Annotated in this window: 15 protein-coding genes; 10 read left to right on the top strand and 5 right to left on the bottom strand. The window is 55.1% G+C overall.

The window, feature by feature from the left end; genetic code table 11:
* Positions 1-147: 147 nt before the first annotated feature.
* The gene (locus FF011L_RS13910; protein WP_145352222.1) at positions 148-1263 is read right to left on the bottom strand and encodes a Gfo/Idh/MocA family protein; all 1116 of its coding nucleotides are present in this window, start codon (positions 1261-1263) and stop codon (positions 148-150) included.
* 698 nt (positions 1264-1961) lie between these two features.
* Between FF011L_RS13910 and FF011L_RS13905 the strand changes: the two genes are divergently transcribed.
* The 7 genes from FF011L_RS13905 (at position 1962) to FF011L_RS13875 (ending at position 12117) form a co-directional block, all read left to right on the top strand.
* Entirely contained in the window at positions 1962-2594 is a 633-nt protein-coding gene (locus FF011L_RS13905; RefSeq protein ID WP_145352221.1) for a response regulator, read from the top strand.
* Between the two features lie 199 nt (positions 2595-2793).
* A complete protein-coding gene (locus tag FF011L_RS13900) occupies positions 2794-4140 on the top strand; it encodes a mandelate racemase/muconate lactonizing enzyme family protein (protein WP_145352220.1) in 1347 nt (448 codons plus the stop codon).
* A 197-nt stretch (positions 4141-4337) separates the two neighbouring features.
* On the top strand, positions 4338-7394 hold the full coding sequence (locus tag FF011L_RS13895) for a PSD1 and planctomycete cytochrome C domain-containing protein (protein ID WP_218932615.1): 3057 nt from the start codon (positions 4338-4340) through the stop codon (positions 7392-7394).
* Positions 7395-7414: 20 nt separating this feature from the next.
* Positions 7415-8833 (top strand): DUF1501 domain-containing protein, encoded by a 1419-nt coding sequence (locus FF011L_RS13890; RefSeq protein WP_145352218.1) that lies wholly within the window; start codon positions 7415-7417, stop codon positions 8831-8833.
* A gap of 173 nt (positions 8834-9006) precedes the next feature.
* On the top strand, positions 9007-10398 hold the full coding sequence (locus FF011L_RS13885; RefSeq protein WP_145352217.1) for a sulfatase-like hydrolase/transferase: 1392 nt from the start codon (positions 9007-9009) through the stop codon (positions 10396-10398).
* A gap of 87 nt (positions 10399-10485) precedes the next feature.
* Positions 10486-11655, top strand: coding sequence for a hypothetical protein (locus FF011L_RS13880; protein WP_145352216.1), 1170 nt, complete (start codon positions 10486-10488; stop codon positions 11653-11655).
* A 120-nt stretch (positions 11656-11775) separates the two neighbouring features.
* Complete coding sequence (locus tag FF011L_RS13875; RefSeq protein ID WP_218932614.1) at positions 11776-12117, top strand: hypothetical protein; 342 nt, start codon at positions 11776-11778, stop codon at positions 12115-12117.
* A 930-nt stretch (positions 12118-13047) separates the two neighbouring features.
* Here the strand turns inward: FF011L_RS13875 and FF011L_RS13870 are convergent.
* On the bottom strand, positions 13048-14304 hold the full coding sequence (locus FF011L_RS13870; RefSeq protein ID WP_218932613.1) for a PHP domain-containing protein: 1257 nt from the start codon (positions 14302-14304) through the stop codon (positions 13048-13050).
* 107 nt (positions 14305-14411) lie between these two features.
* On the bottom strand, positions 14412-17273 hold the full coding sequence (gene uvrA, locus FF011L_RS13865) for an excinuclease ABC subunit UvrA (protein WP_246109405.1): 2862 nt from the start codon (positions 17271-17273) through the stop codon (positions 14412-14414).
* A 134-nt stretch (positions 17274-17407) separates the two neighbouring features.
* On the opposite strand from uvrA, the gene FF011L_RS13860 reads away from it, so the two are divergent.
* Positions 17408-17989, top strand: coding sequence for a hypothetical protein (locus FF011L_RS13860; protein ID WP_145352213.1), 582 nt, complete (start codon positions 17408-17410; stop codon positions 17987-17989).
* A gap of 505 nt (positions 17990-18494) precedes the next feature.
* Here the strand turns inward: FF011L_RS13860 and FF011L_RS13855 are convergent.
* Together FF011L_RS13855 and FF011L_RS13850 are read right to left on the bottom strand one after the other, a co-directional pair.
* Entirely contained in the window at positions 18495-20252 is a 1758-nt protein-coding gene (locus FF011L_RS13855) for a DEAD/DEAH box helicase (RefSeq protein ID WP_145352212.1), read from the bottom strand.
* Between the two features lie 213 nt (positions 20253-20465).
* Complete coding sequence (locus FF011L_RS13850) at positions 20466-20996, bottom strand: hypothetical protein (protein WP_145352211.1); 531 nt, start codon at positions 20994-20996, stop codon at positions 20466-20468.
* Between the two features lie 234 nt (positions 20997-21230).
* Here FF011L_RS13850 and FF011L_RS13845 point away from each other — a divergent pair, with 234 nt between their 5' ends.
* On the top strand, positions 21231-21686 hold the full coding sequence (locus FF011L_RS13845) for a hypothetical protein (protein ID WP_145352210.1): 456 nt from the start codon (positions 21231-21233) through the stop codon (positions 21684-21686).
* A gap of 15 nt (positions 21687-21701) precedes the next feature.
* Entirely contained in the window at positions 21702-22277 is a 576-nt protein-coding gene (locus FF011L_RS13840) for a pyroglutamyl-peptidase I (RefSeq protein WP_145352209.1), read from the top strand.
* Positions 22278-22558 lie beyond the last annotated feature (281 nt).

Here is a 22558-nt window from a genome sequence, read left to right as displayed (position 1 = left end):
TGGTTCTTTTCCTTTTGGTCTTTGGAGAATGCTGGAGGATGGTGGCTTGGTTGGTTTTGGGGCTCTGCTTGGTGCTCGATAGGTTGACCGTTCGTCTTGGTGCCCGTGTCGGCTCTTTGTCGTTTCTTTGCTTGGATGCTTCGTTGTCTACCGGATTGCGGAGTCTTGGTTGTTGCTTGGAAGTTTGCGGTGGATGCCCGGTTGTTGTGGTTGGCCGGTGTTGGCGCTGGCTATGGCGGCGAAACAGAGTGATAGCGATTCCAGGTTGTCTCGGGCTTCGATGGATGAGGGACGCTCTTCGCGGATCGCTGCTTGGAATTCTTGCATGGCGCCCCCAAATCCGTCGGGAAACCATTTCCCGGTTAACTTGGGGCTGAAGCTCCCTTGAGCGTCGGTGATGGTGACGGTCTGATTTTGTAGGTCGGGGCCGCTGCTGGTTGCGGTTGCTTGGTCTCCGACGATCAGCGTGCGGTCGCTTGGCCCGTGTCGGGTATAGGCGTCAAAGACCAACGTTGCCTGGGCGGTGTCGAACTGGATGGCGACGGTCGCTGCCAGCGGCGGTGCGATCGGCTGGTTGGGGACTCGGTTGACCGTCGCGTAGATTCGCTCGGCTTTTGCGGCTGGCAGCAAGCAGCGGACAATGTCGAACCAGTGGATTGCAAAATCATACAGAATCAAATGATGGATCCGCTCAAACGGTGTCCCTGCGACCCAGGTGTGGTCCCAGTGAACCGAGAGGTGTGCTGCATTTGGTATCCCCAGTCGCCCCTCGGCGACCGCTTTCCTCAAATATTGGAAATGGGGAGCGAAACGTCCGTTTTGATTGACGGCCAGGCGAACGCCCTGCTCTTCCGCTAGGTCGCAGAGCGCGGCTCCTTCGTCCAGATCAAGCACAAACGGCTTTTGGCTGAGGACGTGACGCCCGGCTTGCAGGCAGTCTCGAATGATCTGTGAGCGGCCCTCCGGATGCGTCGCGATGTCGACTACTTCTGTTGAGCCGTCCAGTAGCATCTGATGGTGGTCGGTGAAGATTTTTGCTGACGGGAAATACTTGTCCCTTAGGGCGGATGCTCGGTCGTAATGCCGATCGCTCAAGGCGACCACAGGCAGATCTGCCGCCCGATATGCGGACAGATGTTCATGGGCGATCGCGCCACATCCGACCAGTCCAATCGACAGGTTCTTCCCTAGGTAGGGGGGGCGGCTTTGCGATTTTGATGGCGGGAGGGGCAGCGGATGGCCTGCTGGAATTGGAGGAGGCAACGGCGAAGTTTAGCGGGGCGGGTTTCGCGTCGGATAATGCGAGTAGGAACGATCATTCCAACAGAAATAAATCATTTTAACGATTTAACGGGCGGTGATTAGGTAGGTGTTGTCGACACGGGTATCATGGATGTAGGCGTTCATTCGTACAGGATGGAAGTATCCAAACAAAGATTTAGAGTATTACTTGATTAGGGGGTTCGTGTTACGCTAGTTGGTACGGCTTTCCGTAAAGTAGTCCTGTCTGGGTAGTTTCTGAAGGCTAGATGGCGGATGATTTGGTAGAAAGACGATAGTTGAAGATGAATGGCGATTTCGGAACCAATAGGGATCGGAATCGCTCTAAACGTTGCGATAGCATTCTCTGCCACTGTTCGAGGTGTGCGAGAACGACTAAAACGACACGACATTCATTTGAAACAGCACCTTTCCCCCCATCTTGATCATGAAAACACCCTGTTAGAAGACCGCTTTTTAAGATCGGTTTTTCCAACGGAGTGATTTAAGTCGAGTGCTTGCGAAGAGAAGTTGAAGGATGAATTGCCAGTGCCTAACGGAGGTGACTGGATGGGCAGAAGCGAAAGTATAGAAGAAGAGTATCTAAGGCATTGGCGTTATGTCGCGAGTGCCGCACAGCCTACTTTGCTTGCCACAGCGGTGGCGGCGATCTAATCGAAATTTGTTAGAGGAGAATTGTCATGTCCACTCGTGTTCTGATTGTTGACGATCATGAAGTGGTTCGCGTTGGTTTAAAGCAAATCTTTCGCGAATCCGGTATTGAAGTTTGTGGCGAAGCGACATCGGCTGCTGAAGCCCTTGAGTTAGTCAAAACGTGCAATCCCGACGTCGTCCTGCTGGATATCCGTATGGAAGGGGGCGATGGCCTCAACACCTTGGGTCGGATAAAGCTTGATTTCCAAGAGCTTCCAATCCTGTTGTTTTCCGCTTACGACAACCCTACGTATGTTGCTCGAGCCGTTGCTCTGGGTGCTGCGGGCTATGTCGTCAAAGACTCTTCACGCGAGCGATTGCTTGAATGTGTCCAGACGGCTGCCAAAGGCGAATCGGCTTGGACTCGTGAAGAACTTCGTCGCGTCACCGGTGCTTTGGCGACTCCTCGTCTAGCCGGCGACATCGAAGTTCCGCTGACTCAGCGCGAAAGCGAAGTCCTGCGGCAAATGGCGCTTGGTCTGACGAACAAAGAAATCGCCAAGACCTTGGGCATCAGCTACGAGACTGTCAAAGAGCACGTTCAGCACATCCTGCGTAAGATCGGCGTGACCGATCGTACTCAAGCTGCTGTTTGGGCCGTTCGCAAGAACTTGTTCTAAGATCTCTTTACGCGGAACGTCGATTTCATACCGATCGACTGTTTCCGCTGATTAGCAGATAGAGGCATTTGTTGGGCCCGCGTCGCAGCACTACTGCGATAACGACCGGTTGTTGTTAGGATGTTCGCGAATCCATTTCTGTCGACTTTTGTGTCGTCGAACTGTCGCAAATATCCCTTTCAATCTGTGCGGAATCGCAATGCCACTGTCTGATCTTGTTGCTTACGATCTTGATTTTCAAAGCGAGTCGATCGAGTACCGAACCCCGATGAAGTTTGGGGGACGGGTCGTCGATGGCGTCGACCTGGTAACGGTCACCTGCAAAGCTGAAAACAGAGCTTCGAAGCGTGCCGTCGGTGGCGGTAGCATGACGATGGGCGTCGCTTGGGCTTGGCCTAGTCCTGCGATCGAGAGCGATCAAAAGCTGGCCGCCGTGCTTAGCTTGGCCAAAAAAATTGTTGAGAACGCTGCGACCGATGTCGTGAGTGGGCACCCGCTTGATATCTGTGTTGAGCTTGGGGAACGACGCGCCGGTCTGGCCGAACAAGTCCGTCAAGAATTCGGATTGTCGGAATCGATTCCGGAATTGGCAATCCTGATGGCGGCTTCCCCTCTGGAGGCGGCTCTGTTTGACGCTCACGGGAAAGCTTGTCAGACCAGTAGTTATCAATTGCTGGGGAAAGACCATCTGCCCAATGACCTTGGCGTCTACTTGGGATCTGATTTCCAAGGCTTGCGGTTGGATTCGTTTGTCAGTGCTGAGCCTCAGGCAAAGATGCCTCTCTATCATCTGGTTGGAGCCCTGGATCCTTTGGTCCCAAGCGAAGTTGAAAAGCCGGTTGGCGATCACTTGCCGGAGGACTTGGCCGCTTGGATCGAACGCGATGGTTTGTCGCATCTGAAGATCAAACTTTCTGGTGACGATTTGGACTGGGATGTTCGACGCGTTCTGGAAGTTAGCAAGGTTGCCGATCAGTCGACTCGAGGAGCGGCGGCCGAGTGGGCTTTCTCGCTTGATTTCAACGAGCGTTGCCAAGATGAGGCGTACGTGCTGGAGATGCTGGACCGCGTTGCTGGGACCGATGAAAAATCGCTTGAACGAGTTCAGTACATCGAGCAACCGACGCATCGCGATCTGCAGGCGCATCCAGAAAACACGATGCACCGCGTTGCCGAGCGACTGCCGGTTGTGATCGATGAGTCGCTGCTGGGATTGCCCAGTTTGATGTTGGCTCGAGAACAAGGATATAGCGGCGTGGCCCTGAAAGCCTGCAAAGGACACGCGGAAGCCCTGCTGATGGGGGCGGCGGCGCAGCACCTTGGGCTTTATCTGTGCGTCCAAGATTTAACCTGTGTCGGCATGTCGCTGCTGCATTCGGCTTCACTGGCGGCTCACATTCCAACGGTCGCCGCGATCGAGAGCAACGGACGGCAATATTGTCCCGCCGGCAACGACGCCTGGCGAGAACGTTTTCCTGGGATGTTTGACGTCCAAGGCGGCACGGTTCCCACAGCTTTGTTGAACGGGCCGGGACTGGGCTACTAGTCCGCCGAGATTCCCTTACGGCACTGCCTAAAGCGTCTGTAGCAGCGGAAAATCGCCAGTGACTGGCCGTTTCCGCTGCTGAGCCGAAGTTCTGGCGGCCAAGAAATCAAAGCCCTGTTTGGCGTTGCTCGCATTTAATCTTATGGCATAGCGTTTATAATGCCGGGATGAACTACTTTAGCCGACGATTAACGTCTTTGAGTTTTGCTTGGGTTTTAGGAGCCTTTGTGGCTGCCGGTCCCTGCCTTTCCGCTGAGATTGATTTCAATACTCAGATCCGCCCGATACTGGCTGCCAAGTGCTTCCATTGTCATGGTCCCGACGAAGGGGCGCGTGAAGCCGGTTTGCGGTTGGACACTCAGGAAGGGGCGTTCGAAGATCTGGGGGGCTACGCTGCGGTGGTCGGCGGAGATGCGGCGGCCAGCGAACTGTTGAAACGGGTGCGGAGCGAGGATCCGGATATCCGGATGCCGCCTCCTGATCAGGGGCCGGTTCTATCCCAGGAGGAACAGGCGGCTTTGGAAGCTTGGGTCCAACAGGGGGCGAAATACAAAACGCACTGGGCGTTTGAGCCGCCGGTCAAGTCGGAGGTTCCAAACGCGGTTGCCGATTTCTCGAAAGCACCTCGTGCATCGTCGGCGATCGATCATTTTGTCAGAGAGCGATTGCGTAACGTTTCTGAGCAACCGCCCTCACAGCTTGCTGATCGGTATACGTTGATTCGACGTTTGTCGCTTGATCTAACGGGATTGCCTCCAACGGTCGAGGAAGCGGACGCGTTTGCTGCCGATGATTCGCCGGTCGCTTATGAGCGGTTGGTGGATCGTTTGTTGGCTTCGCCAGCGTTCGCGGAACACGTTGGTCGCGACTGGCTGGATTTGGCTCGATACGCCGACACAAACGGTTATGAAAAAGACCGACCACGCACGATCTGGCCCTACCGAGATTGGGTGCTACAAGCGATCGCTGCAGACGAACCGTTTGATCGTTTTTCGATCGCTCAGCTGGCGGGTGACATGCTTCCAAACGCAACGGCTGAAGATCGTATCGCTACTGGGTTTCATCGAAACACGATGTTGAACGAAGAAGGTGGCATCGACCCACTTGAATACCGTTTCTATGCGATGGTCGATCGAGTCGCCACGACGGGGACGGTGTGGATGGGGCTGACCACCGGCTGTGCCCAATGTCATACGCACAAATACGATCCGATCACCCACACCGATTACTACGCGTTGATGGCGTTGCTGAACAATGCTGATGAACCGGAGATGGCGGTGGAAACCGAAGCGGTTGAAGCGGCCGAGGTCGCATTGCAAAAACAGATCGATGCGGAAGAGAATCGCTTGGTCAAACGTTATCTAACGAACCTGCCGCGGCCGACGGCTGATCCGAAACCGGTTGCAGCGGAGTCTTCCAAGGCGACGCCTGCCGAGAACGTTGAGGAATCGATCGCCAACGCTTTCCGGGGGTGGCTTGAAATTCAAATCAATGAGGCAGCGGAGTGGAGCAATCTGCGGCCTGAGCAGATGAAGTCAACGACGCCCTATTTTGAACGGCTGCCAGACGATTCGATTCTTGCCGGTGGAGACGTTAGCAAGCGAGATGTCTATGAGTTGGAGTTCAACCCAAAGGCTCCGGTCAGTGCGTTGCGATTGGAAGTTTTGCCCGATCCCTCGCTTCCGGCAAACGGCCCCGGCATGGCTTATTACGAAGGTCGCAAAGGGGATTTTTTCCTCAGCGAGTTCAAGGTGTTTTGGAATGGAAAGCCGATCGCGTTAGAGAATGCATCCCACGATTACGGCAAGATCAGTGTCGGTTCGGGAGACGCTGCAGCAAGTTCTGTTCTGGACGGCGAAGGTTCGACCGGTTGGTCGACGTCGGGGCGGGAAGGACAGGCAAGCCAATTAGTGGTCAATTTGAAAGAGCGGATTGATCCGGCCGCAGGCGAAAACGACGCGGAGAATCCTGCAACGCTCCGTATTGAAATGTTGTTCGAGCGTCACTTTGCGGCTCCCCTGGGACGCTTCCGAATTTCGGCGACCGATTCGGATCAAGCGATGGCGGCCACATCGATGCCGGTTGATTTACTGCAGCAGCTTGCCGGGATCGAATCAACCGAGGAGGCCGAAGCGTTGCCCGGCTATGCCGATTTGCAGCGATTGTTTTTGGATTCGTCCGACCTTCTGAAAGAACCACGCAAAAGATTGGATTCGCTGCGCCGGCAGGTCCCCACGCCGCCGCGGACGATGGTCTTTACCGAACGCCCTGCGGAGCACCCACGGGCGACCCATCGGCACCACCGCGGGGAATTTCTGCAGGTGAAGGAATTGGTGGAACCAGACATCCCCTCGTTGTTTGGAGGGTTAGGAGACGAACGCCCGCATAACCGCTTGGAACTGGCACGGTGGTTGGTCAGTGAAGAGAACCCGTTGGTGGCGCGAGTGATGGTCAATCGCATTTGGCGGTCTTTGCTGGGGAGTGGTTTCGTGCGAACCGACGGAGACTTCGGGACGCAATCGGAGCCGCCTTCGCACCCGGCACTGCTTGACTATCTGGCGATCGAGTGGATTGAAAATGGATGGTCCATGAAGTGGCTGTACCGTGAAATGGTGCTTAGCACAACGTACAGGCAGGCTTCGGAAAAAGATCCAGATTTTGATCCGACCAATCGTTGGCTTAGTCGCGGGCCACGTTTTCGGTTAGCTGCGGAGGCGATTCGCGATCAGAACCTGGCTATCAGCGGAACGATCAGCCGGCAATTTGGAGGCCCCAGCGTTTACCCGCCGCAGCCCGGATCGGTAACCGCGTTGGCATACGGAAGTGGCAAGTGGGAACCTTCGGTGGGAGCCGACCGGTATCGCCGGAGTCTGTATACCTTTCGCAAGCGGACGGCTCCGTTTGCCGCGTACACCGTGTTTGATGCACCGACGGGCGAAGCCTGTGCAGCACGTCGGCAGCGAAGCGATACGCCGCTGCAAGCGTTGACGTTGCTGAACGATGAAATGTTTTTGGAAACCGCACGTCAGCTGGCGGAGAAAACGGTCGCCGATGCGGGGGATGGAGCGGAAGCAACGTTGATCGCGACTCAGTTGTTCCGGCACGTTTTGATCCGGCCCGCCGAGAAAGCTGAGCAAGAGATGATGCTGGATTTCTACAACGACCAAATTGCCGCCAAGGTTTCTCCAGCTCAGGCGTGGTTCTTGTTGGCCAGGGCTCTGATGAATACCGACGAAGCCATCACCAAACCGTAAAACTTGCACTTGGAATTATTATGCAAATCGATTCATCGATTTCTCGACGCCAATTGTTTCAAACCTGTGGGGTTGGTGTTGGCAAAGTCGCTTTGGCTTCGCTTCTGATGAAAGGAAGTGCGGAGGCATCTAATGTGGACGTGCCCGCTTCGTTTGCGACGCCGCAGGCTCCGAAAGCGAAACGAGTGATCTACTTGTTTATGGCCGGGGCGCCTAGTCAGTTAGATCTGTTTGACTATAAACCGAAACTGCAGGAGCTGGCCGGACAGCCTTTGCCTCCGTCGGTGATCGATGGTCAACGGTATGCGTTCATCCAGCCCGATGCGGCTGTGTTGGCACCGCAGTTTCCTTTCGCAAAACATGGTCAATCGGGCGCCGAATTGTCGGACCGTCTGCCGCACTTGGCAAACATCGTCGATGACCTGGCCTTTGTCCGTAGCGTGCATACCGACCAGTTCAATCATGCGCCCGCACAGTTGTTGGTGAACACCGGCGGTCCGATTCCAGGACGTCCAGCGATGGGTTCTTGGTTGAGTTACGGGATCGGCAGCGAAGCGGATGACCTACCCGCGTTTGTTGTGCTGAATAGCGGTGGGGCGCTTAGTGGTGGCGCTTCGATGTGGAGCAGCGGGTTTTTGCCGTCGCAGCATCAAGGGGTTCCGTTCCGGTCCTCTGGTGATCCAATCTTACATGTGGGTAATCCAGAGGGCATCGATTCCCGGATGCAACGAAAGTCGCTGGATTTGATCGCCGATCTGAATCGCCGCCGGTACGAAGTGACAAAGGATCCAGAAATCGTCAGCCGGATCAACGCCTATGAAATGGCTTTTCGGATGCAGTCACGGGCTCCGGAGTTAATGGATTATTCGCAAGAGTCGGCCGAGACGCTTGAAATGTACGGCGCGGAGCCGGGGAATTCGGCGAAGGGATTTGCCAACCATTGCTTGTTGGCTCGTCGGATGGCGGAACGTGGCGTCCGTTTCATCCAGGTCTATCATGGCGGCTGGGATCACCATTCCAACGTCGCTGGCGGAGTGAAAGCTCAGTGTCAGCAAACCGATCAAGCGGCCGCTGCATTGGTTTCGGATTTGAAGCAGCGAGGATTGCTGGAAGATACGCTGGTGGTGTGGGGAGGCGAATTTGGGCGGACTCCGATGGTCGAGGCGAGCGCTGCACTGGGGCGAAGCCAAGGCCGGGACCATCATCCTCAGGCGTTCACAATGTGGTTCGCGGGGGGCGGCATCCGCCCCGGGCAAACAATCGGCGCAACGGATGAACTTGGTTTCCACGTGACCGAACGACCGGTTCATGTTCACGATATTCAAGCAACGATTCTGTATCAGTTGGGCATCGAACACGAGAAACTAACGTTCAACTTTGCAGGTCGCCCCTTCCGCTTGACCGATGTGCATGGCAAGGTCGTGAAAGAACTGGTCTAGGGGCAGCAGGAATAGCCCATTGTTGGGGCGACACGTTTTCTCCTTCGGAGACATGGGCGAATCGCATGTGTGGCCGGCGGCGGGTTATCATAGGCTCTGCCCCCGTTCGTCTAACTTGCATCGCCCTTTTCGCTCTTTGCTTCTTGCTGGTGCGGATGCTCTGAGGTTTCAAAATGTTTCCGTTCGATTTTGCTGCTTTGCTCGGTCGCTGTTGTGTTGGTGTTTTCTGTCTGCTGGCTCGCTGGACGTCGGTGGTTGTTCCGGTGTCGGTCGTCGTGGCGGTTCCGTTGGTCGGTGTATCGCGTCTTGTGGCTGAGGAAGTTTCACCCCCTAATGTGATTCTGATCATGGCTGACGATATCGGCCGTGAGTGCTTTGGCTGTTACGGCAGCGAGCAATATCGGACGCCGAATATCGACCGTTTGGCGAAGGAGGGAATGCGATTCGAGCATTGCTACTCTCAGCCTTTGTGTACGCCCAGCCGAGTCAAAATCATGACGGGGCTTTCTAACGTGCGAAACTATTCGGGGTTTTCAATCCTGAATCGCGATCAAAAGACCATCGGTCATCACATGCAGGAAGCGGGGTACCGAACGTTGGTCGCTGGCAAGTGGCAGTTGCTGGGGGCGAACCACTACAGCAAACAATTTCAGTTGAAGGGGACGTGGCCTGCCGAGGCGGGATTCGACCGATTCTGTTTATGGCAAGTCGATCAGCTGGGAGATCGCTACTGGCAACCGACGTTGAATGTGGACGGGAAAACGATCACCTACGGAAAGGACGATTATGGTCCGGACAAGGCAACCGACTTCATCGTCGATTTTATGGAATCGCATACCAAAGCCTCTAAGCAACCGTTCTTTGTTTATTATCCGATGATTCTGGTCCACAATCCCTTTGAACCGACACCCGATTCCGAGAGCCGAAACGCGAAAGGGAAGAAAAAGAATTTCGTGGACATGGTCGCTTATATGGACAAGCTGGTCGGCCGCATTGTCAAGAAGACCGAAGCGTTGGGGGTGGCTGACAATACGGTCATCTTGTTTACCGCCGACAATGGTACGCACACTGCGATTCAGTCGGAGTATCTCGGGAAATCTTTTCGGGGTGGAAAAGGAAAGACGACCGACGCGGGGACTCGCGAGCCCCTCGTTGCCTATTGGCCCAATAAGATCGCCGCCAACGTCGTGAACGAGGACCTTGTCGATTTCTCGGATTTCTTGCCGACCTTGCTCGATTTATCCGGCCGTCCGCAACTCGCTGGAGCAGACGGGTATAGTTTTTGGCCACAGTTGATGGGTGAACCTGGTAAGCCTCGTCAGTCGGTTTACTGTTACTACTGTCCTCGGCCTGAAAAGTCTGAACCGGTGCGGTTTGCACGGGATCAGCGGTGGAAGCTGTACGGAGACGGACGGTTCTTCGATGTCAAGAACGATCCCAAAGAGAAAACTCCGATCACTGACTTCGAAGGAAGGCGAGCGGCACGGCAGGCCAAAGCCAAGTTGTCCGCCGCGATTCAAGCGATGCCAGCGGAGGGGCAGCGGTTATTGCAGTTCGCTGAATAGCAAAGCCGGTTCTCAGTCGATAGCGAAACCGTAGAATGCCCGTTCATCGTCTGTCACTACGACCATTGGAAGCACTCGGCGCCGAACATGAAATTTCACTTTGCACTTTTGTTGACGCTGTTGTTTGCTCCGATCGCGAAGGGGAGTACCACGACGTGGGATGGGAAACATTCGACCGAGAATATCGATGTAACGGTCGTCTATTTTGTGCCCGAAGATCGGACGCCGCTTCCGGATTGGCGAGATCGCGTCGACTATTTCTGTAACCGGATCGAACAGTTCCATAAACGTGAGTTCGGGGATCAGTCGACCATGAAGACTCATGTTCATCCCGAACCGTTTGTTTCCGCTGCACAGACCTCCAGTCTCAGAGAAGGGGATGCCAATGCGATCTTCTTTCGGACTTTGGGGGAAGTCGATGCAGGATTGAAATTTGTGAAGGATCAGAACGGTCATTTCCGGATTCTGTTGGTGCTAAGCGATATCAATTGGCAACCCCTGGATGATTTCTATCGGTTGAAACCGGATGGCGAAAAGGGCTGGGTCATGGATGGGAACTTGAACAGGGGGCAACACTTCCCTGGCGCCGCAGCGGGTGGATCACGAGCGACCTACTTGGCCCGTCGAGGGGTGGGCTGGGGATTGGTTAGCGGTGATGGTTGGCGAGTCCCTTGCCGCGGCAGTGATTGTGTTGTCTATCACGAAGGATGCGGACACACTGTAGGGCTTCCTCATCCAGAACCGGGGAACGGGTCGGTGATGAGTCAGGGGCAGTACCGTGGCTGGATCAATGAATCCTCGCTGGACAAAGAGCAGAAGTCACGCATGGGGTGGCATCCCGTGGAGACTGACCCCGATCTCCAGGAGGTTCTTTTTTCCAGCTTCACCGCGTTGCCAAATCCGATGGTCCCCAAGCCTGGGCAGGAGGTGCAGCTGGATCTGAATTGGCCCGCTGACGTCGATGTGAAATCGGTGCGGGTTCGTCTTCAGACCGCGATCGACGGGGCGTGGGTCGAATGTCAGCAAGTGGCAAGCGAAGGTACCCCTGCGAAGGTTCGGCTGGGGAGCTTTGACCGCCTGACTCCTGTTAGTTATCGAATCGACGTCGTGTTAGAAACCGGAGAGACCGCGGAACTGTGGGGCTATTTTCAGGTTCGCAGCGATCCTGAGCAAGCTCCGCTTCCGGCGAATTTGTCGATCGACCTTCGGCCAGAAAACAATGATACAGGAACTCTCTCTGCCGTCGCGTCTCCGTAGCGTGTTGAAGAGATCGATCTGCTGAAACAAGTTCAGCCTAAAACGGATTGGAAGGTCGGAGAGTGGTCGCTCAACGATGGACGTTTGCAAAGTCCGAAGGCCTTCGGGGCCAGGATCGAATTGCCCTACGAACCAAAAGGTGACGATCGCCTTTGCCTTATCGTGGAGCCGATCGATCCACCGCAAGGACTGCTTCTAGGTCAGAATGTTGAAGGCAACCGCGTGGCGGCATTGCTGCAGTATGTTACCGGAGACCAAGTCCGCAGCGATCTAGAAAATGTCGATGGGCAGAACGTTGGAAACCGGACAACCGTATCGGGGAGTGTTTTTAAACAGGGGCGGCTGTCGCAGGTGATTGTGACCGTGCGAAAAGATAGTCTACACGTTGACGTGGCTGGGCAACGAATCCTCACATGGGAGGGAGCTGCAGATCGTCAATCGCTGGGGTTGTGCGATAAATAAGTAGTGAGTGTGGCAGGGAGAAAAGGCCCCATGCCAGCTTGCCTGGCATGAAGCCAAGATTTGAAATTAGTTCGCATGGCTCTAGAAAAACGCCTCCCGTTCGGATTGCCGCTTTCAGCGGCAATCCGAACGGGAAGCGAAAACCGTGGGGACAACCACCTCTAATTTCAAATCTTGCGTTCCTGTCGGGTAAACCGACGAGGGGACGTGGCGCTTGGATGTCTGGGCAGGTGCCAGCTGCTGTCAAACCGTCAACTTATATATCGCACATCCCGAGCGATTATTGGAACACGCGAGACAACAGCAAGCTTTCCGTTGGTGCCTCCGATTGCCGATACCGATTCCATCGCATCAGCGTCGCGCCCCTGGATTAGAGAACTGCGATACGTAGGTTGGGCTGTTAGCCTGAAGCCCTGTTCTTCTACTCTGCACTCCATTCGCATCCCGTCGTAAAACGGGTAGTCGATTTAAGGTGTAGCTTTTCGCTCGGGACGTGAAACTTATAGGTGACGATTTCAACCCTGCCGATCTGAGTCTGAGTGCAGTGCTTTTAGCCCAGCGGGCGACAGACAAGGATGGTTCTGTCGCCCGCTGGGCTTTCCTTTTCGCGATCCCCACTCCGGCGGCTGACGCCGCCGGCAAGTATCTGCCGCCCTCCGGGCTATGTGTTCACTCGGCCCCAGCTAGACTCGTCACCTGCTGCAAACCCTTCATTTGTAAATTTCACGTCCCCAGCGAAAGTAGCTTGAAGTGAGCGTTCTTTCACGTCCCGAGCGAAAGGCGACAATCAGTAGATCGGCAGCGACGAAAACGATCGACAGCGACGTCCACGCGTCTCCCGCAATCCAAAGCAAACACCATTTGCTTCGGATTGGGGCGAGCGTGAATTTAGGAGCGAACTAAGCCAAATTAAAACCTGCAACAGGGAGCCTATTCCCAACCAATGGGTTGCGTCCAGACTTGTTGCTTTTGGTTTTTGAAGGAAGGGTTGACGGGAGCTTGGTCGCTGGTGACGACGGCTCGGACGTACAGTTCATCGCCGGTCAGTTTGTAACTAGCGTTCAGACCTTCAGCCGTTTTCAGCACCTTGCCAACTCGCTTTTCGGCGTCTGCGGGAGTCTCGTTCTCGGTTGGTTTTAAAGTCCCGATGAATTGGGTCTTGTAAGTTGCACCTTCTTGTGGGGCGATTTCCAGAGAGAGCGTTTTCGTATCGGCAGCGTAATCTAATTCTTTAAGCGTCACGCCACTGCTGGCGTAGAAATCGCCCGCCTTCATCGCTTTGATCAAATGCTCAGGTGAGAGGTACTTGCTTCGCACCATAACCCAACCACGTCCAGGACTAGCACCTTTGTGGCCGTTGTAGTTGTGGCTGTCGTCGGTTCCCAGTCCCATCAACGGTGGGACGTTTAGGTTTGTTCGGCGGATCGCGTTTGCAAGGTCCCACATTCGTTCGATGCTAGGGTGATCTTCGTCGCCTTCGTGGTGAACGCCTGGATGTCCGTTGTAGACTTCGAAAAAACGTTCCGACACGACAGCCGCCAGATCATCGGCGGTGATTGCGTAGTGAAAGTTTGGATGATTGATGTGAGGCAGGACGTGACGACCATGCGATTTTTCATGCGCCAAGATGGCTCGCAGGTTGTTCTGCATCACTTCGCGAACGGTATCACCACCAGCAGGCGGGATCGCTTCGGCGATATTGGTCGCATTGATATGAACCGGTTTGCCCTCGGCGCCGTCGCTGATTTCTTCCGCAGGGATGAGGATAAATTTCTTGTGGGTTTCAAGCTGTGAGCGGAATTCGTCCAGTGGCTTTAAACGGACTTCGAATTTGGGAGTTCCTGCTTCGCCGCGGGTTTCTACCCAACTGTCGCCAAAACGGTTTTGGTAACGGTCTAAAATCTCCGCGTCACTTCGGGCGACAATTTTGTCAAACGGCATCCAACGCTGCCCCTCAGCCAGTACGTTGTGATCGGTAAGAGCGAGGAAGTTGTAGTCTTGCTGGCGGTACCAGTCGGCGATCATTTCCGGGAAATCATTTCCGTCGCTCCATAATGAATGGGTGTGGATGTTTCCTTTCCACCAACGAGCCGGCGGGTCGTTTTCTTCGCCGCGGGCGAAGGTTGCGGGCAAAAGTGCCGTCGCTGTCAACAGAAGAAAAAGGGGCAGGGGAAGTGACTTCTTCATCGGGTGGGATCTCGCAGAAAACAAGGTGAGGGCTTCCCTGGCAAAACCAGTGGGGAGACCAATTTAGCAGACCGCGAAACGCTTAGGGGAAAAACGGGCAGACTTCATCAAGACTTAAAAGAAGCCGCAAGAACTTGCCCTGTTCCCGATTCGGTCACCTTGGATATTTGTTCAGGGGTTCCCGATGCGACCACCCTACCCCCTTGTGCTGCGGCCCCAGGGCCCAGATCAATGATATGGTCTGCCCCCAGCATCAGCTGAACGTTGTGTTCGACAATCACCAGTGAGTGCCCATCTTCAAGGAGTGCCGCGAAACAATCTTGCAACTGGACGATGTCGGCGAAGTGCAAACCGGTCGTTGGTTCGTCCAACAGAAATAGCGTTCGCCGCCGTCGGGCTCCGGTCAGGAAGGCGGCCAGTTTCAGACGTTGGGCTTCGCCGGACGATAACGTGGTAGCCCGCTGTCCTAGACCGATGTATCCGAGTCCGACATCGATCAGACGTTGCAGTTTCGCTTGGACTTTTGGTTGTCCGCGAAAAAAGGAATGAGCGGATCGGACGGTCATCGCCAAGACTTCGGCAATGGTGCGATCACGGTAGCGGACCTGCAGGACTTCGCGTCGATACCGTGTCCCCTGGCAATCGGGACAGACCACCGATATGTCCGCCAAAAATTGCATGTCGATTTGCAGAACTCCGTCCCCTTCACAACGCGGGCAGCGGCCTGCATCACTATTAAAACTAAAGTGCCCGGCGGCAAAATTCCGCGTCCGGGCTTCAACGGTTTCCGCAAAAACGGTTCGAATTGGATCAAACGCTTTGACATAGGTGACCGGAATGCTGCGAGCACTGCGGCTGATCGGTGCTTGATCGATCAGGACGACATCATCGATTTGCCCAGCACCTACGACATCGCTGTACTCCAGAGTTTCGGGAACTTTCTTTTGTTTCTTGCGACAGAGGGCTCCGTAAAGTGTGTCGTGCACCAGCGAACTTTTTCCACTGCCAGAGACTCCGGTGACCAAGCAGAGGACCCCCAGTGGGAAAGTGACATCGATGTTTTGCAGGTTGTGCCCCTTTGCTCCCTTTAATGTGATCGATCCCTTTGCGGACCGCCGAGTCGATTCATCGGGGACGTAGCCGCGGCGTCCGGTCAAATAGTCTGCCGTCAGACTGTCGGCGTCGGCCAATAGTTCTTGGGGAGTTCCTTCGAACAGGCATTCGCCTCCGCTGACGCCTGCTTGCGGTCCAAATTCTACGACCCAGTCCGCGGTTCGAATCAGGGTTTCGTCGTGTTCCACGGCGATCACGGTATTACCGCGTTCGCGAAGCGCAGTGATCGAATGGACCAGTCGGTCGACATCGATGGGATGCAGGCCTGCGGTTGGTTCGTCCAAGACATAGAGCATGTTGACCAAACTACTACCCAGGGCACTGGTCAAAGCGACTCGCTGCGATTCGCCGCCGGACAACGTGCGGAGCGTGCGATTTAGTTGAAGGTATCCCAGCCCGACGTCTTGAAGGTACCCCAAGCGGTTTCCAATCTGTCGAAGGATTTCTGCGGTGATCGCCTTCTTCTGTTCTTGGAAATCCAATTCGGAAAGGGCCTGCGCAGCGGCGTCAACTTGAAGGGCGGTCCATTCGGCAAAGTTCTTGCCCTGGACGCGGTATGCTAAAGCTTCGGGCCGGAGTCGTTGACCGTCGCATTCGCGGCACTTTGAATAGCTTCGGTATCGTGACAAGAAGACCCGAACGTGAAGTTTATATTTCTTGCGTTCCAGCCAAGCAAAAAATCCATCCAGGCCTCCGAAATCTCGTTCGGGGACTCCCTTTTGGATGATTGCGATCGCTTTCTTGGAGAGTTTGGAATAAGGGACATCGACGGGAATTTTGTAGTCGTCGGCCAGTTCCAGTAGTTCGTGCAGTTCATGGTTGTAGGAAGGGCTGTTCCAGACGGCGATGGCTCCTTCGCGGATGGTCTTTGTTGGATCGGGAACTACTAATCCCATGTCGACATCCACTTGGTCTCCGAACCCTTCGCAAAGCGGGCAAGCACCCAGCGGGTTGTTGAAACTGAATAGGCTGGGCTGCGGTGGTGGGTAATCGATTTGGCAGGCATCACACCGGTGTTGATACGAGTAATCGAACCGGAGCCATTGGCGGCCATCTAGTTGGAGTGCCGCCGAAGACCCAGGAAGCGGCGTTTCACTTGCCACCAAGGCGATGGCTTGGTTGTCGCCCGCTTGAAAAGCAGCTTCCAGCGATTCACTGGTGCGGAGGAGATCGCCGTCGCTGGTGACCCGGTCGACGATCATGATCCCTTCGATCCCCGATTTTGGAATCGCTTTAGCGATTTCGCTGCGGTCGTCTTCTGCAAGGTGAAACAGTCGATCCTTTAGGATGATCCGCACGTACCCTTGTTGCTGCAATCCGAGGAGGACTTCCGAAGCATGTTCACGGTTGTCCAGCTGGATTCGGAAACCCAACATCACTCGAGTTCGCGGCGGCAGTTTGGCAATTTCTGCTGCGGTCGATTGTGGGTCGTACGTGACCACGGGCTGATGGCAGCGGTAGCAGATCAAGCCCGCGATTTTGGCGAACAACAATCGGAGGTGATCGGCGACCTCGGTCGCAGTGGCAACGGTGCTACGATTGCCACGCGCGGCACCACTGCGGCTGACGGCGATGGCAGGTGGGAGACCGGTAATGGAATCGCAATCCGGTTTATCCAGGCGCTGCAGAAACTGCCGAGTGTAAGCGGAGAAGCTTTCGATGTACCGGCGTTGGCCTTCGGCATATAAAGTGTCCAGCGCCATACTGGTTTTGCCACTTCCCGAGCGACCGCAGAACGCGATGAGTTGATTTCGCGGAAGGTCTAGATCGACCTCTTTTAGATTGTGGACACGAACGCCACGTGCTTGGATGGATCGCGAATCGGAGCTGGAGACGATCGAAGGTTCAGAATTCAATATCGGTATCCGGAAGGGAATAATTCGATGATGCGAATGAAACCGAATTATCGACGGACGGTCTGGTTAAGACAACCGGAAGTTGTCATTCTATCCCCATACGGTTGTCCGTTTTCCCTCTTTGGGCCTGATCGATGAGTAATCCCAGCGGATCGAATCCCCCGCATAATCCGTACACAACCGAGCATAGCAGTGCACAGCCCTATGCGCCCAACGGCTCCCCGGCCTTCGTTCAGCCTTCCAATATTGTGCAGCAGGTATTGCCGTTTGGAATTTTATTGATGATTCACGGTGGGATCGTGCTCATGTTGGGATTTTGCGCCGCGATGTTTCCGGTGATCGCCCTTATTGCCCAGGTTGAGCCCGATGAAGAGATGTGGATGGTGGTTGGGGTTTATGGAGTGATTGCGTCGGGGCTGTTTTTAATTGGAACCTTGCAAATGCTTGCCGGATGGAAGGCGATCCAGTTCCGAAATCCGTTTTGGGTATACACTGGATTTGGTGCATTGTCGCTGGGCTTGTTCACCTGCTACTGCACGCCGACAAGTTTAGGGTTGCTGATTTGGGGAGTCATCTTGATGGTTCATAACGACGTTAAGTATGCGTTTGAACTGGGGAAAACGATGAATCGGACGGAGGTGCTGGCGGTGTTCGATCAAAGGCAGCAGTCATTCTCGCAACCGAATCGAGGTCAAGAAGTTCCGCCGCAAATTTAGTTGTGGAGGCACGAGTGGTTTCCAGTGCCCCTGCCGGACGGCTCGCGCCGTTCCGCTAGGAAGTTGGGGCCCGGCGATTTTTCTTAGCGGATCGGCGCAAGCCGACCGGCCAATCCGCGCGGTTTCCAATGCCCCTGCCGGACGGCTCGCGCCGTTCCGCTAGGAAGTTGGGGCCGGCGATTTTCTTAGCGGATCGGCGCAAGCCGACCGGCCAATCCGCGTGTTTTCCAATGCCCCCGCCGGACGGCTCGCGCCGTTCCGCTAGCAAGTTGGGGGCCGGCGATTTTCTTAGCGGATCGGCGCAAGCCGACCGGCCAATCCGCGCGGTTTCCAATGCCCTTGCCGGACGGCTCGCGCCGTTCCGCTAGGAAGTTGGGGGCCGGCGATTTTCTTAGCGGATCGGCGCAAGCCGACCGGCCAATCCGCGTGTTTTCCAATGCCCCTGCCGGACGGCTCGCGCCGTTCCGCTAGGAGAGAGGTAGAGATAGCGTTCACCCCCAACTGCTTAGGCGTTGATTTTGCCGTTGGGGCTGTGCAGGTTGAATAGCCCGAAGATCTCGTCTCGGTTTAAGCCACCGGAGCTTCGCGGGGCGTCGGTATCGGCGAAGATACTGTCGAACAGTTCTCGTTTCTGATCGAGTACTTTTGCGATCCGTTCTTCAATCGTGTTGACGGCCAGCATTCGCGTGATCGTGACCGCCCCTTTAACGCCGATCCGATGGGCTCGGTTGATCGCTTGATCTTCGACTGCGGGATTCCACCAGCGGTCGAACAGGAAGACGTACCGGCAGAACTGCAAGTTCAGGCCGACGCTGCCAGCGCCGTAGCTCATCAAGATCACTTTTTTACTCGGATCGTTCTTGAATTGATCGATCACTCCGTCGCGTTGTTTGTGCGGAATCCTGCCATGGTATTCCAAGGGGCCGAACGGCTGTAATGCGTCTCGCATCTTGTCGATGCTGCTGACCCATTGGCTAAAGACGATCGCCTTTTGACCACTTGCGGCGACCTCTTCCATGTCTGCAACCAAACGGTCCAGTTTCGCGCTGGTACCGGTCACTGGATCGAAATTGCAAATCTGTTTCAGTCGCAGCACCAATTCAAAGACGTGTTGAATCGTCAGGTCGGTTTCCATTTCTTCCAGCCGAATCACCCCTTCGTTTTCGGCCTTCTCGTAGGTCGCCCATTGTTGCGGCGTTAGTTGAAGCTCAGGGTCGCGGTAGAGTCGCGGAGGCATGTCGTCCATCACGACGTCTTTGGTTCGTCGCAGGATGTAGTCGCGAGCCGCTTTGCCGATGCAGGTCGGCTTCATGTCGCGGTTTAGGTATCCCGGCGAGAGGTATTCAAAAATCCCGACTAAGTCGTCCTGGCTGTTTTCTACGGGTGTCCCCGTCAGGGCCCAAGATCGAGTCCTTGAGATGGATCGAACGATCTGGCTGGTAGTGCTGTTTTGATTTTTGATCCGTTGGGCTTCGTCCAGCGTCACCAAATCGAAATGGACATCATCGCCCAGCACGATGTCGCGGTCTCGCATCAGTAGTTCGTAGTTGGCGACCTTGACGGGAACTTCGTTGCTGCGCCATTGCCAAGCCCGTTTGGCGGCGTTGCCTTCAATCGCAGCGATCGGAACTTCAGGAGCCCAAACGCTGAATTCACGGAGCCAGTTGGTGACCAGTGGTTTCGGACAAATAAGAAGGACGTTGCTGCATTCGCCACTGCAGAGGAGCATGCGGATCGTGCTGATCGCCTGCATCGTTTTCCCCAGCCCCATTTCGTCTGCCAAGATGGCCGCGTAACGGGGGAAGAGAAACGCAATCCCGTCCAGTTGGTATGGGAATGGTTCAAAGGGAAAGTTCAGTTGCCCGCTGCCGACCAGTTGTTCCAGCGGTGGCTGAAGCAAGTAATACAGACGGTCCTGCAGTTTGATCACATCGTTCGGCGGTTTGATCCGAGTGATTTTCGATTCGGACGTCTTCTTTTGTTTCTTCTTTGCAGGGTCTGGTTTGCTTTTGCTGGAATCGAACGCGGAAGCGCTGTTGGGTAGGTTCCATGCAGGCGATTCCGGAAACTGGAAACCCGTCGTTCGGATCGGCAACGCTTTTAAGCGGATTGGAAACCCACGAATCGGAATTTTGCCGAGGGTTAGGGTTGCGAAGCGGTCGGGGACCAAGCTGTTATCGGCGTACCATGACGTATCTACGTCGACTGAAATGCGTTCTGTAGCGGCAGCAGAAATCGCGTCGGAGTTTGAACCCGACGACATCGTGTGGGAGGAGGGAGCAGACGGTGCGGTAACTGGAGGCAACACGAGATTAAGAGGGCCTGTCACGGGAGGGGGCAAGGAGGATATTCAACGTCAAAAACCTTTCGCTCGATCTCTTTCGGGGATCGAGCGAAAGGTTCCTTCCGGTGGGGCGGCAAAAGCTAGGTCTGTTTTGCGGCGGCACCGGGTCATTTCTTTCGGTAGTCAACGCGGTTAGGCGGCGCGGGCTACCTGTTGTTGGGCTTCTTGAATCGCTTCACGAATACGTCCGAACGGTTCGATCAAATCGGGAAGGTCTGCAAATCGATCGACGATGGCCCGCATCGCTTCCGCTCGCTCCATGGCGACCCAGATTTCGGATCCGGCGATCGAGAGGGCTTCGTAGCCGGGAAGGTCGTCGGCGGTGATCGGGCCTTCTTCGCTGCAGGCAGCGTCCGATACAAGGCCGATCGGAGCGGGTAGGTGAACGTCTAGGTGCAGGCCTTCGGGTTGGTCACAGCAAATCAAAATTGGCTGAACACGGGCTTTGGGCAACAATGCACAGCCGATCGCCTCGCCGATAATGTGTTCTCGGAGAGTCGGTCCGAAGAGGATTTCGTGGGCGCGACTGGGACGAACCGGTAGGGTGCAATGAAATTCGAGCGGACGACCTGCAGCGTTCAGCATTAGGTACCCCCCCGTCCATCCCACACGTTCGCACTGCTGCACGGTGTAAAATCCAATAGCATCCGGCGGCGCGGCCATACAACTCCCTTGTCGATCGAAGCAAAATCATAGATCCCTGGAATGGACTTCGGCGTTCCGGTGGTGACGACTTTAACGACCTTGCGGGTTAGAGGCATAAACGCGGCAATATCTTGCTAGCGTCGGCAAAGAAACGAATATTTGCCGACTCTTACCAGTTGCTCGACATTCTTCATTTTAGGTGGTTATACTCGGGACATTCGCGTCCTCGAGCACTTCAGGAATGCCCTCATCATGTCGCAAGATTCTGGTAAAGTTTCCCCCGTTTTCCGCATCGACGTCTCCGCCGATAGCCCCTCCTCGGCCAACGATCCTACCCAACCGACCTCCAACGATATGTTGCTTCGACAGCTAGTCGTCGGGCAGCAGCAAACGAACAAGATTTTGACTGAATTGGTTCAGCAGACAGTGGCCATTCAGAAGCAGCGAGTCAGCGAGCTTCAGCAGTGGAAGGACGCAAATCCAGAATTGACAAGGGCTTGTCGCAGGGCCGCAGAAACCCTGTCGCGCGTGCAGACCCAGTTCCTGGAGAACTTGACCGAAGAGATCACTGAAAATGAAGAGAGTCTGGTCGACGGTGAATTCATGCTTAATGAATTTGTTGACCGGTTTGGACCGCGATTGGCGCATCTGAATGGAGTTTTGCAGGTTTTGGCTCAACTGGGCAGCGGCGTCCCGGTTGAAAACTAGAGTGAAGAGTTCTTTATGCCCAGTGTGCTTCTGACTGCTTTTGAGCCCTACGAAGAGTGGACCGAGAATAGTAGTTGGTTGGCGCTCATCGAATTGACCCGATGGCTGGAAGATTCCAGCCATCTGACGACTCGTCGCTATCCGGTCTGCTTTCAGGCCGTTTCTAAGAAGTTAGGCGACGATCTAAAGGGGGATTACGATCTAATCCTCCATCTAGGACAGGCCCCCGGCACGACCCATATTCGATTGGAATCGATCGGTCTAAATGTCGACTCCTGCGGTGATCCTCTGGTGAAGGGGGCCCCAACCGCCTACCAGACCAGTCTGGATCTGCCGAGCTGGCAGAAGAGGCTGAACGCAGCAGGGATCCCCGCCAGCGTTTCGCATCATGCCGGAACCGTGCTCTGCAATGCAACTCTCTTCTCTTCCCAGCATTACCTAGCAGAACGCCGGCTGAAAAGTCAGGTAGCCTTTATCCACCTCCCCCTGACCCCCGCCCAAGCCGCAGCTCAAACAACGCCCCTACCTTCGATGAGCTCCGCCATGGCCGCAGCCGCCATAGCAACGATTATCGAATCCTTCGAGGTCTGAGAAGGAGTGGAGGAGTGAAGGAGTGAAGGAGTGAAGGAGTGAAGGAGTGAAGGAGTGAAGGAGTGAAGGAGTGAAGGAGACAAGGAGACAAGGAGACAAGGAGACAAGGAGTGATCGTCTCCCTACTCCCTTCACTCCCTTCTCCTTCACTCCCTTCTCCTTCACTCCCCCTCTCCTTGTCTCCCCTTCTCCCTACTCCCCCCTCTCCTTGTCTTTGATGGTTTGCGTTTGGGGCGGTATGCTATTGGCTGGGGTTTTGTTGCCCTGCGGATTCCTCCTTC

This window comes from Roseimaritima multifibrata, from assembly GCF_007741495.1.
GTDB lineage: Bacteria > Planctomycetota > Planctomycetia > Pirellulales > Pirellulaceae > Roseimaritima > Roseimaritima multifibrata.
This window is presented reverse-complemented; position numbering and strand designations above follow the sequence as displayed.

Excerpts from the sequence above, each read along its gene's own strand:
- FF011L_RS13905 (WP_145352221.1), top strand. The coding sequence starts at position 1,962 with ATGTCCACTCGTGTTCTGATTGTTGACGATCATGAAGTGGTTCGCGTT.
- FF011L_RS13900 (WP_145352220.1), top strand. The coding sequence starts at position 2,794 with ATGCCACTGTCTGATCTTGTTGCTTACGATCTTGATTTTCAAAGCGAG.
- FF011L_RS13890 (WP_145352218.1), top strand. The coding sequence starts at position 7,415 with ATGCAAATCGATTCATCGATTTCTCGACGCCAATTGTTTCAAACCTGT.
- FF011L_RS13885 (WP_145352217.1), top strand. The coding sequence starts at position 9,007 with ATGTTTCCGTTCGATTTTGCTGCTTTGCTCGGTCGCTGTTGTGTTGGT.
- FF011L_RS13880 (WP_145352216.1), top strand. The coding sequence starts at position 10,486 with ATGAAATTTCACTTTGCACTTTTGTTGACGCTGTTGTTTGCTCCGATC.
- FF011L_RS13870 (WP_218932613.1), bottom strand. The coding sequence starts at position 14,304 with ATGAAGAAGTCACTTCCCCTGCCCCTTTTTCTTCTGTTGACAGCGACG.
- FF011L_RS13860 (WP_145352213.1), top strand. The coding sequence starts at position 17,408 with ATGAGTAATCCCAGCGGATCGAATCCCCCGCATAATCCGTACACAACC.
- FF011L_RS13855 (WP_145352212.1), bottom strand. The coding sequence starts at position 20,252 with ATGTCGTCGGGTTCAAACTCCGACGCGATTTCTGCTGCCGCTACAGAA.
- FF011L_RS13850 (WP_145352211.1), bottom strand. The coding sequence starts at position 20,996 with ATGGCCGCGCCGCCGGATGCTATTGGATTTTACACCGTGCAGCAGTGC.
- FF011L_RS13845 (WP_145352210.1), top strand. The coding sequence starts at position 21,231 with ATGTCGCAAGATTCTGGTAAAGTTTCCCCCGTTTTCCGCATCGACGTC.
- FF011L_RS13840 (WP_145352209.1), top strand. The coding sequence starts at position 21,702 with ATGCCCAGTGTGCTTCTGACTGCTTTTGAGCCCTACGAAGAGTGGACC.